The sequence below is a fragment of the Anabaena sp. FACHB-83 genome (genome assembly GCF_014697485.1).
GTDB lineage: Bacteria > Cyanobacteriota > Cyanobacteriia > Cyanobacteriales > Nostocaceae > Nostoc_B.
This window is the reverse complement of sequence record NZ_JACJRY010000038.1, coordinates 45,276-59,611: the sequence shown is the minus strand read 5'-3', so window position 1 is coordinate 59,611 and position 14,336 is coordinate 45,276. Positions and strand designations below refer to the sequence as shown.

The following is a 14,336-nucleotide window of genomic DNA, read 5'->3' as shown; positions in this document are numbered from 1 at the left end:
TTTTTTGAAGATGTGCTGCAACTATTTTTTCTCGAAGATCGACAGAGTATGACTTCATTTAGAGGTATTTATATTTTAATTTATTGTACCTCATAACAGACGCAAGTGCTGTATACCAAACCACAGCAGCTAATAAAAAAATTATTGTCGAAAGTCGTTGGACATTAGTAAGTGATTTTGCACATCAAACCCAAGCAATTTTAGTCGTTAATACTGACATTACTCAAAAACAACAATTAGAAGCCCAATTTCTGCGGGCGCAAAGATTAGAAAGTATTGGCACATTAGCTAGTGGTATTGCTCACGACCTCAATAATGTCTTGGCACCAATTTTAATGACAGCCCAACTTTTAGAAGTCCAATTACAAGATGAACGTTCTCGCAGGTTATTACCAATATTAATCACGAACGCTAAACGTGGAGCAAATTTAGTCAAACAAGTCTTGTCTTTTACGCGGGGAATGGAGGGAGAACGCACCCTTGTCCAATTTAAACATTTAATCATCGAAATTCAGCAGATTATTAAAGAAACATTTCCCAAAACTATCGAAATTACAACTCTATTAGCGCAAAATCTATGGGTGATATCTGGTGATGCTACTCAACTACATCAAGTGCTGATGAATTTGTGTGTGAATGCCCGTGATGCCATGCCCAATGGGGGAATATTAAAAATTACTGCCGAAAATTTTGTGGTAGATGAAAATTATGCCAATATGCACCTTGATTCTAAAATTGGCCCATATATAGTGATTTCTGTAATTGACACTGGTTTAGGTATTCCCACAGAAATATTAGACCGCATATTTGAGCCATTTTTTACAACTAAAGAACTTGGTAAAGGCACAGGGTTAGGACTTTCCACAGTACTAGGAATTGTAAAAAACCACGGCGGTTTTATCAATGTTCATAGTGAAGCAGGACAAGGTAGCCAATTTAAAATATATTTGCCAGCACAGGAAATCACCGAAACTGTAGAAGAAGTAGAAGCAGTATTTCCTGGTGGTAATGGAGAATTAATTTTGATTGTTGATGATGAAGCTGCGATTCGGGATATTACTAAAACATCTCTTGAAAGTTATAACTATAAAGCCATTACCGCCAGCGATGGCATTGAGGCGATCGCTTTATATGCTGAACATCGAGATGAAATTTCTTTGGTATTAACTGATATGCTTATGCCTTCTATGGATGGTCTGACGACTATTCGCACTTTGCAAAAAATTAACCCAGAAGTCAAAATTATTGCTATCAGTGGACTGGTTTCTAGTGATAAGGTGAATGCCGCTTATAATATGGGGATTCAAGCTTTTTTGTCGAAACCTTATACAGCTAATCAGTTATTAGAAGCGATTAGTTTTATCAAAGATAAAAACTAAAATTCAAAGAAGGCTGTCATTGATTATGGAAAACTTGCTCTCCGTTCCCTTATCCGCCGCCGCTTCGGTGATGGTTAATCATGGCAGACAAAGTTTCATCCAGAAGTGCGATCGCATTTTGGTAGTGTCGATTGTGAATTGTTCTTTCTGAAGTACGACAAAGCATCAATCCCCAGCGATCGCATCTGTCTTCTTTTATCGTCGTTATAAACTTGGGATGAGGTAGAGTCAGTAAATCTTGGCTCATAGCAACATTACTCCATCAAAATCTGCAATAGTATATGAGTATCACTCATGTTTTAATAATATGAGCAGAAATCATTTATTGTCAAGTAGAATGTGAGTATCGCTCATTTATTTCAACAGACCTTTGGAGCAATAAAGTTCAGTAACAATTGATGGTTGGTGCGTGACGCTATCAATCTGATGACTACGTTCAAATCTTCTCATTGCGTCACACACCCTACAGAAAAAATATGCTAGTTGCGTAAGTCCTACTAAATTAGAACAAAATCAGCAAATGATAACTCAACAAAAAACAAAAAAATGACTTTGGAGGGGGATTGGGGGATTCTCCCCCAAATCTTGCTCATTTTCTAATAGGTAGAGCAGAAATTGAGAAATCAACTCTCATCACCTTAATTGTATTGACTTAGGAGGTAATCTATGAATGAAAATCCATCAGCAGCAGGTGGAATGCGCCGCCAACCCAGACAAGCGCGTAGCCAGGAACGAGTTAATCGGATTTTGGATGTAGCAGAAGAACTTTTTATTACTCAAGGCTATGCAGCCACCACAACCAATGCGATCGCCTCTGGTGCTAAAGTCCCAATTGGGTCACTTTATCAGTTTTTCCCTGACAAATCTGCAATCATGCAGGCACTTGCCTTGCGTCATGAGGAAAATATTCATCAAAAGTTAGCAGTGCTGGATAATCCTGAATTAGCCAATCTGCCCTTAGAAATTCTAGTAGAACAAATGATTGATATCACCGCCCAGCATTTCTCTGATAATCCTGGTTACTACGCCATTTTTATGGCACTCCAGGGTTCAATGCCCGAATTAGAAGCCGTCGGAGAGGTGATGGATGCTAAATTGATGCAAGATTTAGCCAGTTTACTAGCTAAACGCAAAGCAGGGTTAGAGACTACAGACTATGAAGCGATCGCCTTTATTTTAGTCAAAGCGATCGGCACATTACTATGGCTATCCCTCAGTCAAGAAAAAACATTTCAACCGCGATTGATAGCAGAAACCAAACGCTTGGCGTTAAGTTATCTGCAAAGCTATTTCCCGTCTGGTGGAAACAACGCGACTTTGTGAAATCATCACTATTTGTCCAACTTATTGCTTACATCCAACACCCTCATAAGCTATTAAGCACTTAGTTTGCAGTTTAGACCGCAGGGGAGCAGAGGGGCAGAGGAGAGAGTTTAAGTCATTTATGTACAATTTCAATAGTGCAGCTTAAATGCTGATTAGCTTATAATTCGTCGGGGCTTAAATTTCAGGATCAGCCAAGCGAGTAGTCGGGCGACTTTGAGACAAATCTTGAATAACTTGTACAGCAGAAACCACAGCTACTAAGGCGATGACGAAGATTGGTAATAAACCTTTGCCAAAAAGTGCGATCGCCAGTAGCACCACAGCACCACCCAAGCGATACAGCGAACGAATCTTACAATATCGAATCACACCATAGCGGTGCAGAACACCCACAGCTAACGAGCATAATGCCACTGAACCACAAATCAACCATCTTTGGGCATCTGGTAACGCCAGAGTTGGCGGACTTACCAAGATTTTTTCGACACCAACACCAGTAGCTGCAATTCCAATTACTAAGGGTAAATGGGTATAAAGCCAAATATTAACCGTCCCAACTTTTCCTTGAGTGCGTGCAGTTTCAATTGGTGTCCCACCTAAATTGTCAAAATAAACCCACCACCAACTAAAAGCAATTATCAGCCCAAAAATTGCGGAAATGACAGTCAACACCTGCCATTTTTGTTGTGAGACACCTTCAACCACCGCAATAATCGCTTCCCCCAACACAATAATTGTGAACAATCCAAAACGTTCTGGTAAATGAGAAGCGTGAGGAAGCAAGCCAATTTGATGTTTGCGTGCGGTGATTGGTGTACCAAAATCAATCGCAATTCCCACGCCCCAAAGTGCAAATCGCCAAGGAACAGGGACAAAAGCCGAACTCAACCAAATCAAAGATGCGATCGCAAAACCAATGGCGTAGCGAGTTGTTAATGGACGCGCCGACGGAATATGTATCCCCGCCCGCACATACTCCGCCACCAATACAGCCCGACCAAGTGCATAAGCTAAAGCAAAACCCGGCGAACTTTCTCCCAAGCCATGATGAATATTCACAGCCATCCCCGCAGCCGTTAACATTTGTACCCCAACCAACAACCGATGAATCACATCATCGCTATCAAAGCGGTTAGCATAAAACGTCGTCCCAATCCATGACCACCAAATCGGGATAAACAAAACTACAAATCCCAGTAATCCCGACAGCGAAATGTCTTCCTTGAGATTATGCGCTACTTGCGACACAGCAACCACAAACACCAAATCATAAAACAGTTCCAGCCAAGTGGCGCGTCTTTCTTCTTCACTATCTTCCTCACCAATACGTAATCTTGGCGGCTGGAGAAAATTTGTCATAAAAATTACTGGCAAATCGCTAATAGCTTTTTATCATACTGACAAAAGAGATAAGGAAGACAAGGGAGGGAGATGTTTGTCAATCATTGAGAATTGCTATAGGCTTTTCTAGCCTACTGATGTACAAATTCATCTGCGTTTATCTGTCTTGAAAAGTTTGCTCAATTCGGCAGAGCCACCCACGCAACGCCAGTGAAGGAGTCGGGGAACCCGCCCAACGCACTGGCTCAACTTTTCGCTGCGTTCATCTGCGGTTAATTAAAGTCAGAATTTAAATGTAATCTCAAGAAACTGTACTTTAAATCAGATTAATAAAGACAAAATAAAAAGTCCGCACTTGCGGACTTTGGTTAGGCTTTCTGTCACTGTAATTGGCTACAATCATGTATCATGATGCTTTTATTTTTCCTTATTCATTATTAGCAATCAAGCTGTGTAGTCTGTATATATAGACATAAAATCATAAATTTTATCCTGGAAATTTAATTAATCAAAGTCATTAAACAAGAAAAAATATAATTTTGAGCAATATAAGTGAGATTATCCACAAAATATGTATAGAATTATTTTGTTGAGATAATAATATCATATTAATAATATTTTTCATAAAATCTTGCTAGACATAAGCCAAATATTTAAGTCTATTGTAAACATCCACTTTAATTTTGCATCAATTATAAATAAAGTAAAGGTGGTCAGGTTATCAGCCCTAGGGATTCCCAGCCCTAGGGTTTTACTTTTTTGTGTAGTGCCAATTATTGATAAATTGATGTGTAGAATTTAAAAAAAATTAACCACTCGTCAGATAGATGTAACTGACAAAAAGACTATTTAAATTATAAATATAAAACCAAGGGCGTTACGAATTTAGGGTGCAACTATCCTAATGAGCAACCAAAAAATACACAGAGTAAAATTATATTTACTCTGTGTTTATCTGTGGCTGAGGATTGCTAGAGCAGTCTTATTTGATATGTGAAGAAAAGAGACAAGGGAAAGATGTGGGTAAATCATTTAGGATTACGAATATTGAGCTACAGCCTTGCTTGCCATAGCTCAATATCCTCACAATTAAATTTCAGCGCCGGCTTTAGGTTCTGCACCCATTGGTGACACATAGTCGCGGAAAAGATTAATCTGCTGTTCAAAAGCTAATTCTTTAATTTGTTCCAGCAAAGTTTCTGCTGCTGAAGAAAGACGATAACCAGCAGGTACAGGAATAATTACATTACTATCCATTCCTTGAGAGAGACGATACCAAAATAGCAGTTTGGTGGTATCTCCTAACGAACCATATTCTCTGCTTATTTGAGTATCTGCTCGATTAATTAAGTCTCGCTGAACTTGTAATTGTTCTTCGTGACTTAATTCTTTTACCTGATTAAATAAACCTTCAGCAATTTCTGGAGAAACAGTACTAGCAGCAGGAGCCGCAGGTGTAACAGACTCACCCATTTCTTTATAGATAAACCAGAATAAACCTAGTTGTTCATCTACATCTAATTTTCGCCAAGATTCAACACATTTACGAATGGTAGGGTCACTAGTTTGAGTGTAGGTCATAACAAATCTACTCGTGATTTATGTTGCCATTAGTCACCTTATCAAACACCTATTTCTGGTTTAACCCTACTGAAGACAGATGTGGTTCAACCAAAGAGAATAATTCAGAAATGATATGAATCATTGAAAATATGGAGGTTAGACAAGCTGGCTATCCTCCCAAATTCATGATTTATTATTTACAAATTCTTAGGCATTAACGAAGATATCTGCATTGGTTAAGGCTAATCCGGTGTTGAGTGTCGCAATTTGAACTCTGGCGATCGCACCTGAGCCATCTTGGTCAAAGAATAACCCACCTGTTGTATTGTTGTAACTTAAAGTATTTTTACTGAATTTTGGCTGAAATTATCACATATTGATGAGAATTTGTTGATAGGCTTGAATCATTTGCCGGGCGATCGCATCCCAGCTAAAATTTTCTAAGGCATATTTTTGAGCATTTATTCCCCGGCGTTGGCGTTCTTGGGGATTTTGCAAAGCTTGTTGCAATAACTCCAACAACGAAGATACCTCTGTTTGACCCACCCATCCCGACTGACTATCGCTTACTTGCTGCCAAATATGCACCTGGTCAGAAATCACTACAGGTATCCCCGCAACCATAGCCTCAGCGACTGCAATACCAAAGTTTTCGTAATAAGAAGGTAAAACAAATAAATCAGCCGCTTGCAGTAAACCAGCTTTCAATTCACCACTCACAAAGCCTGTAATGGTAGTATGCGATCGCAATGATGAATTTTCGATTTGAAATTTGATTTTGTTTTCATAGTCTGGGTCTTGAGGATTTGTCCCAGCTAAAACAAAATGAAACTTGTGATTATCCGCCAACAGCTTTTCTAAAGCCGGAATCAACAAATTCAAACCTTTCTTTGGGTCAATACGCGACATAAACAACACCAAAGGCACATCTTCCGGTATACCTAACTGACTGCGTACTGCACTTGCTGAAATTCTTTGCGTTGGTTTTACACCCAAAGGAATTACTAAATCTTTTGTCTTAACTCCAAATCTTGCTGATATTTTTGCTTCTTGTTCACTAGTGAAATGAATTGCGGCTGCACCTGCTAAATTTTGGCGTTCAATCAACTCGACATACAGCTTTTTTAATTGTTTTTTCTTTTGTAAATCAGCCGGGTCAAGAGTACCTAAAGGACGCAAAATATAAGGTAATTTTTTCTCCCGACATACCGTCGCGGCTGCACTACTAATTGGCGAAAATAAAGCATGAATATGCGCTATATCAAATTCCTTAGCATGAATTTTTAGCCAATTGAGTAACTCCAGGGAAAATTTATAGCGACGAAATGGCGCACAACGAAAGTAAATTATTTCATAACCATCTTGTTGAATTGGTCGATTTAAAGGTACATCTAAAGGTTGTTGACCAGTATCACCATTGCTATCTGTGGTCAGAATAGTAACTTTTACACCTTCTTTTGCTAAAGCCGGCGCTAACCCTAAAACCATTTGGCTAGGGCCACCATAAATTAACGAAATAGACGGAACAATTTGTAAAATTTTCATGCCTATTTACTCTGAAATAATTCTTGATAAAACTCATACTGCTCTTTAGCAAGTGCCTTATTAGTGTATTTTGCCATTGCTTTTTGATAGCCATTTACAGCTAAATTTTGGTGTAATTCTGGTTGCTTGAGCAATTTTTTGATGCACTCAGCTAGTAGTTGAACATTGCCTTCGGGAAATATTAATCCACTATCACCAATCACATGAGGTATTTCCCCAGAATCAGAACCAATCACAGGCACTTGACAAGCCATAGCTTCAATTAATACATGACCAAATTGTTCTTTCCAACCAGCAGCAGTTAAAGTTTTAAATTTATAAGTAGTTTCGGAAGGTAGCACCAAGGTACTCATTAAATTAATATAATTAGTAACTTCGTGATGAGGAACACTTTCTACCATAATTAATCTGTCTTGGATTTGATTATCTGTGGCTATTTTCAGGATTTCATCTCGCAGTTCGCCTCGCCCTAGAAGCATTAATTTCCAAGACTCATCTTTTAAAGTTACTAAAGCCTGCAATAAAGTTAATAAACCTTTTTCTGGAACAAACCTTCCAACAAAGCCCACCACAAATTCATCAGGTTTAATCCCTAATTTAGCTGCTAATTCTGGTTGTTTTTTGGGAGAAAAAAGAGTTTCATCAACACCTAATTGGGGCATAACTTTAATTGCGCCCTGATACCCTCGTTGCCGTAAAACTTCTGCTCCGTCTTGATTCCCAGAAATAATCCCGTGGCTATTATTGAGATTAAATTTTTCTAATAAAGCCGCAGGTAATTTTAATGTGTAGGGTAAATTCCACCAAGTAAAGAAGATATTTTTTGCCTTTAATCCCAACAATTTATTTAAAATAATCATTTGACTGTATGCCAAGCTTCTTGATGCTTGTTCTACTTGAATAACTTGCGGGCGAAATTGCTGCATCAAAGATATTAAATCAGTTCCAAATGTCAATAGCCCTTGATGATTTTGACTGAAATTAGAAATCGGCACTATTTTAAAATTACCTTCATCTTTATATTGACTTTCAATAGTCTGATTCTGTACACCACCGGGCTTCCAGATTTTAGGCACAACAACTGTCACCTCAATATCTGGTGCTAACTGAGCTAAAGCACGTAGTTTTTCACAATTAAGGTCTACTATATATGTATGACTAGCAACTAAAATTCTCATAGTTAATTTTCATGATAGATTGATAAATTTAACCGCAGATAATATCATTTATCTGCGGTGATAAAATCTAAACTTGTTCATCCAAATGGCTATAGATTTGTCCATCATTCCACACTGACTGAATGACAGTACCCAAAGCCTTCAGGAAACCCAAAGTGTAAAAAATAGCGCGAGTGAGAATTTTGATAGGTGAACCACTTTTATGACAAGGTGGTCTTCCGAGAACATGACAATCAAATAAACGGGCGTATAAACGTAAGGCTTGAGTCAAGGTTAAATTTTTCAGCCCTAATAAAAAGTGGTTGTGATAGAAAGTGAGTTGATATTTGAGCGATCGCATACTAATATCATGACAACCCCCAGTCTCTTCTCCCAAATGCACTAAATCAGCTTTTGGGTCATACCAAATTTTGTATCCAGTCTGTCGCAGTCGCAAACAAAAATCCGATTCTTCCCGGACTGCACTCCCGCGAAATCTCTCATCAAACTTCAGTCCGTATTTCGTAAAAATTTCGCGCCGAAAAGACATATTGCAACCCCTAGCTGTTAAAACCTGCTGGGGCTTAATAGTATGTACTAAATCAATATGATACCAAGCAATGCCAGGATCCATTGCTTGGGGAGGGAGATATTCAATTTCTAATTTTCCGCCAGAATCACCCAATTTCATTCTGTCAAATACTCGTCCGGCTACAGCTCCTACCTCTGGATTTTGTACATAATTTTTCGCATGAGCCATTAAAAAGCCAGGCGTTAATTTTACATCATCATCAATAAATAAAATTATTTCCCCAGATGAGCGACGCACACCATAGTTTCGCGCCCCTGGTAAACTCGCCCAATTTAGGTGAAACAATTTAATTTTCCCTTTTGCCGCTACCTCTTCTAAATATGCTTGAACTTCTGGTTGGTGTTTTGGATATTGGTCGATTACCAAAACTTCAAAATTTGGATAGTCCTGATTGAGAATATCAACTATACTATCGCGTAGTGGTTCATCTCTTCCGTAAGTTGGTATGATTACGGAAATTAAAGGAAAATCATTCATGTGTTTGATTGTGAAATAAATTGTTTGTTTTGCTCGTAGAATTGCCCAATGTGGAGTCTATCGCTGTTGATGGAAACTTAATGAATTAAAACTTAATTTTTAAACCTTTTTTATTTGTTGCTTTTTCAGGGTTGGCATCTTCCTTCTCTTGTTTATCTATCACTGGCAATTTGAATAGTATTCCTGCACCCAACCAGTAATATACAGATACTGGATCGACATCTAAAGGATAGTAGTAAGTGTTGTAACTAATAAACAATATAAACACCCACATCGACGCTGCGTAACTGCGGAAATTACGGTTTTTTATCGAGCGATAAGTTGTGAACGCCGTAAATGTCAGTGTAGTAACTAAAGCCAGAAAACCCAATACGCCAAAAATCCCAATCTCATATATTAATTTGGGGTAGTAAGTCTCTACTAGTTTGGTTTTACCTAATGCACGAGCAGAGTTAGTGGCTCGACCTAAACCACTTCCTAGAGGGCTATCTGTATCTTTTAAGTTTTCTTCAAATTGCTGAATAATAAAATCTTGAGGTGGTGAAGCATTCCAACGACTGGCAAAACTATCTATTCTCTCTTGAACAACTACAGGGTTGCTCACAACGGCAATTCCCAAAATCATCACTAACCCTACTCCTATGGGGATAAACCGTTTCAAGTTAGCAATTTGACCAGTCAGCAAGAGTAACATGACAAAACAAGTAGGTACTAAGCCTAGGGCGATTCTTTGTCCCGAAATTACTGCATTGACAAAGATTAAAGCCATAGAACCTAAACTTATTAACCGCCAAAAAATTGACGGGTCGGAAAAGCCTGTAGCAAAGGCAAAAAAAGTACTAGAAATTAAAAACCATGCCCATTGCCAAGGTGCAACAAATGTTCCTGGTAGCCGAATTATTCCTTGACTGGGGCTGTAGACTAGTGAGCCACCAAAATAACATCTAGCGTCAAGTGTAGCCTTAAATAAGGCAGAACCTTCGAGATTTTTAGTTCCTTCACAAATTCCAGTGAGTAAGAATAAGTATTGGATCAATCCTAGGACACAACAGACGATAATTAGTACAATTTGTAGACGCGATAAGAAGAAAAAATCTTGCTTATTGCGAATTAGGTAGTAAATACAAGTAATTAAAGATACGTAACCTAAAAGAACTTTTAAACCGAGAATTCCTAAGCCTATGGGAAATTCTTTAACAGGTTCCTCTAATAGTCCAGCTGGTGGTGGGTTAAACTGTTGTCCACCATTAATAAATACGAGAGTGAGCAAACAAGAACCCAATAAAATAAACAATGGGATTTTAATTTGCTTGGGGATGATGAATGGTAGTTTCTGTTTGCGGCAAATTTGCCAAAGAGCGATCGCAGCTGGGATGTAAAATGAATCTTTAGCCAATTGCAGAATCGGACTATTACCAATGTAATAAGTAATTGTGCCGCCAAAGGGAACGTAGATAATAAAGGCAATTAAAGCCTGACGAGGGTATTTATAAGAAAAAGACATCACCAGTACCCCCAAGACAGCAGGTAATGCAGCCTTAATACCGGCAACTAAAAACAGCAAAAAACCTAAAAACAACGCACCAGATAAGGATTTAGTGAGTAAATCCATAAATTCTTTGCGGGCTTTCGTTGCTTGACGCTTTTGGGCTAACCTTTCTTGGAGGCTAAGAGTCGGTGCTTCCTTTTTAGGCTGCTTTTTCGAGTTTTTTGATTTCTGGACTTTTGATTTTACTTTTGCCATAGCAGCGCCTTAGCCTGTTAGCCTTTGTATAAAAAGTGCTGGTTACTGAATTAGAAATATAAGTTTTCCAGTGCTTTTTTTGTGTTGATGCTGGCTAATTACTCAATCCTGAAAGTTAAAACCCGATAATAACATACATAAAGCTAGTGTCTAATGAGACGCAAGAACTTGCTGATACTAAGTTGTAGTAAGTCCTAAAGTCGTATTTCCTCATACATTATCCAATGTGTTGACTCAGCAAGACCTCTATCTCCCTTGTCTCCCTTGTCCCTGAATGATGAGATATTTTTTTAGTTGTCAATCCCCAAGATTATTCCTGGCGCACACCTCCAACTACAGGTGTAACTTGATTCGTCGAAAATGGATCTGTACCACCAGTCCAATTAAAGTCACTAATGCGAATGCTGAAACCGCCTAATTCTAAGACGGGATTGTAGCGTAGGGTAATGCCATAGGTGCGGCGGCTATATTCTAAAACATAGTCTGTACTGGTTTCTCTGCCTGTATCCAAGTTAATTGAGGTCTGAAACCCAATCCGAAATGGCCCATAAATTTGTTGAACAATTCCCGCATTCAAGACTTGGTTATCAACAAATCGGTCGAACAAAAAAGGTGATAATCCGCTAGTTAAGCCTCTAGAGTAACTGATATTAAAGCCTGTGTAATCAAAAAAAGGACGGGAAAAATGGCCAATCTGTCCTTGTAAACCAACTGAACCAATGAGATTGGTTTGGTCATCTCCACTGGTGTAATAAGTACTAGTACCTCTGATACTAGCTACCGCTTGTATATAAGGAACTACAGGTCTAGGTGTATAACGCAAACCGGCGGTAGCTGTGGGGGCTAATGGTTTTCCCTGCCAGAGAAACACACCAGTGCTGAGAGCGGCGCTGGCTTGTAGACGACCTAAAGAGACACGATCAATTGTTTGACCAATGTTGGTGCTAAATAAGTTTTGACGATCGCTATTAGCAGTAATATATTGTGCGCTGGCTTGATAGTCGAGGTTAATACCACTTTTCCCCAAAGGAATAATCGGCGAGGTGACAACAGCGCCCAAATTACTTTGGACAGTTTGAAAGCCAAGAGAACCGTTATACAAGCGATCGCGGTAACTATATTCCACATTTAAAAGATGTGGATTGCGATCGCCTAATTCTCGCCGCAGTCGCAAACTCGCCCGCAAATTGGAATCTAATTGGCTCAGGTCAAAACTAGTTAATTCTCCTGAACCGCGCAGTGTGGTTTTTGGGTCTAAAACTGAATTCAGTTTACTTCTCACACCAAACAAAGATGCGGGATTTTCTAAACCTGACTGAATGGCTTTTTGTAAAAAAAACTGCGGTGTAATTGTCCAACTTGTTGTTTCGGTATTGATGGGTGTAAAACCCCGTTCCAAATATAAACCACCACGGTCATCGCCATCATAGCCAGGCGAGACAATTGCAGGAGTGACTTCTTGTTCCCGGCGGTCAATAGTTTGGCTATCTACGGGGATGGGTAAACTCAGACCTTGATCAAATACCAAACGCTGACGTTCGGTTTTAATGCGGTCAATTAATGGAGCTTGGCGTGTCAGTGTAACTTTACTCGCCCGTAACTCTAGTTCGGGAGGTGAAAATGGGTCATTGGTAATTCGCACATCCCTAGCTTGCCAACCCCGTGGATAAAAATCGATGTGTCTAGCTTCAAATCGCAGTCGCTTAACTTGTCCGCCTTGTTTTGGTGTTGGTAGATTACTTGCGCCACGACCACCGACAACCACGTTCACTTCGCCCGGATTTTGGACATTGGTGAGGGGTTGATTAGTACGAATGCGATCGCTTGGTGGTCTGAGTTGTAAACCACCAGGGGTATTCTCAGCAGGTAAAAAGCCCAAATCTGTAGAGGATGTGGGGATATAAATTTCGCCTCTGCCATTTTCTAATTCCCCACTGTCTTGCAAAAAGTTATAAGTAAAACGTTGACCACGCAATACTTGATCACCTCTAGTCAAGGCCACATCCCCTTCCCCAACGGCAATTAAGTTGGCTAAATTCACTTGTAGGCGATCGGCATCCACTACAGCCCCATCAAATCGCACTACTACATTGCCTTCCGCCGTCACAATTCTTCGTTGTTCATCATACTCCTGCCGATCTGAGATCACTTCCACAATTCTTTCTCTAACCACTGGTGTGGTTGTCTGTGATGGCTGTTGGGGAGTGGGAGAAGTTGTGCTTGGGGGAGTTGGTTGGTTAGGTGATTTAAATTCTATATTGGTCGGGTTATTTGATTGGCTGGTGAGGTTGCGAGATTTAAACTCAATAATATTTTGAACTGGCTGAGTGTTAGGTATATAGTCGCTAAATTTCCCCGAAAGATTAATAGTTTTTGGTTGTTGTGGCTGTGCTGTTGTGCTTTGTGATGCGGGTGGAGTAACTTGTTCAGCAACGACTTTTGCTGCTGGGGGAAATTGCTGAACAGGTGACTGTGGTGTGATTTTTTCAGTGACGACTTTTGCGGGTGTGGGGATTTTTTCTGCCGATGCTGACTGAGTAACTGGTTCAGTGACGACTTTTGCAGATGCAGGGATTTTTTCTGCCGATGCTGGCTGGGCGACTGGTTCAGTGACAAATTTTGCGGGTGCGGGGAATTGCTGGACAGATGCGCCAGTTTGTGATGGATTTTCACCAATTAGATTCCCTGACTGAACGCCATAACCAATGCTGAGAGGTTGTCCTAAACTTGTAGCACTTCTGGAGGGAGAAAACGGCGATAGTGCTGGGGGTAAAGTTTCTGGTGTATGGGGAGTGGGTAGAGTTTTTGTCTTGACTAAATTATCTGAAGTAGATGCGATCGGTACTAATTGAGGCGGTAGATTTTTAGTATCGGCAATTTTGGCAGTTTGCGGTTTTTCAGCCGTGTTTTGAGCATCACTAGCTGATTCTACAAAAGCATGAGTTTGGGGATTGTCAACTGATGACAGCGAATTTGTCGATTTGATCGGTTCAATAACAGGCGGTGGCGCAGGCGGCAGAACTGGATGAAGCATATCTGGGCAAAATTAACCTAACAAATAGCCAACGATTAGCCGGAAAGATGAGAACACTTGTGTCTTCCGACTTTTGCTTTCTGCCTACGTGCAGCAAGCTGCTAAAAAGAGGAAATTCCACTGTCAAGGACACTGCTAGAAAACGCTTTCCTACTAGGGATAACTTTGCGATCGCCTA

General features: G+C 39.8%; 9 protein-coding genes and 1 pseudogene. 2 read left to right on the top strand and 8 right to left on the bottom strand.

The window, feature by feature from the left end:
- Positions 1–134: 134 nt before the first annotated feature.
- Positions 135–1,379, top strand: a pseudogene (locus H6G79_RS28425) (response regulator); the annotation flags it as partial.
- A gap of 49 nt (positions 1,380–1,428) precedes the next feature.
- Here the strand turns inward: H6G79_RS28425 and H6G79_RS28420 are convergent.
- On the bottom strand, positions 1,429–1,626 hold the full coding sequence (locus tag H6G79_RS28420; RefSeq protein WP_190594440.1) for a hypothetical protein: 198 nt from the start codon (positions 1,624–1,626) through the stop codon (positions 1,429–1,431).
- A gap of 419 nt (positions 1,627–2,045) precedes the next feature.
- Here H6G79_RS28420 and H6G79_RS28415 point away from each other — a divergent pair, with 419 nt between their 5' ends.
- A complete protein-coding gene (locus H6G79_RS28415) occupies positions 2,046–2,702 on the top strand; it encodes a TetR/AcrR family transcriptional regulator (protein WP_190594439.1) in 657 nt (218 codons plus the stop codon).
- A 177-nt stretch (positions 2,703–2,879) separates the two neighbouring features.
- Here the strand turns inward: H6G79_RS28415 and H6G79_RS28410 are convergent, their stop codons facing one another.
- The 7 genes from H6G79_RS28410 to H6G79_RS28380 all read right to left on the bottom strand — a co-directional run bounded on the left by H6G79_RS28410 (position 2,880) and on the right by H6G79_RS28380 (position 14,158).
- Entirely contained in the window at positions 2,880–4,064 is a 1,185-nt protein-coding gene (locus tag H6G79_RS28410; RefSeq protein WP_190594438.1) for a low temperature requirement protein A, read from the bottom strand.
- A 1,071-nt stretch (positions 4,065–5,135) separates the two neighbouring features.
- On the bottom strand, positions 5,136–5,627 hold the full coding sequence (locus H6G79_RS28405; protein ID WP_190594437.1) for an orange carotenoid protein N-terminal domain-containing protein: 492 nt from the start codon (positions 5,625–5,627) through the stop codon (positions 5,136–5,138).
- A 351-nt stretch (positions 5,628–5,978) separates the two neighbouring features.
- On the bottom strand, positions 5,979–7,154 hold the full coding sequence (hpsP, locus tag H6G79_RS28400; protein ID WP_190594436.1) for a hormogonium polysaccharide biosynthesis glycosyltransferase HpsP: 1,176 nt from the start codon (positions 7,152–7,154) through the stop codon (positions 5,979–5,981).
- A 2-nt stretch (positions 7,155–7,156) separates the two neighbouring features.
- Positions 7,157–8,332: a hormogonium polysaccharide biosynthesis glycosyltransferase HpsO gene (gene hpsO, locus H6G79_RS28395; RefSeq protein WP_190594435.1), complete on the bottom strand. Its 1,176-nt coding sequence runs from the start codon at positions 8,330–8,332 to the stop codon at positions 7,157–7,159.
- A 67-nt stretch (positions 8,333–8,399) separates the two neighbouring features.
- Positions 8,400–9,380, bottom strand: a complete 981-nt coding sequence (gene hpsN / locus H6G79_RS28390) for a hormogonium polysaccharide biosynthesis glycosyltransferase HpsN (RefSeq protein ID WP_190594434.1) — start codon at positions 9,378–9,380, stop codon at positions 8,400–8,402.
- An 85-nt stretch (positions 9,381–9,465) separates the two neighbouring features.
- Positions 9,466–11,124: a hormogonium polysaccharide biosynthesis protein HpsL gene (hpsL, locus tag H6G79_RS28385; protein WP_190594433.1), complete on the bottom strand. Its 1,659-nt coding sequence runs from the start codon at positions 11,122–11,124 to the stop codon at positions 9,466–9,468.
- 310 nt (positions 11,125–11,434) lie between these two features.
- The gene (locus H6G79_RS28380; protein WP_190594432.1) at positions 11,435–14,158 is read right to left on the bottom strand and encodes a DUF3769 domain-containing protein; all 2,724 of its coding nucleotides are present in this window, start codon (positions 14,156–14,158) and stop codon (positions 11,435–11,437) included.
- Positions 14,159–14,336: the final 178 nt, after the last annotated feature.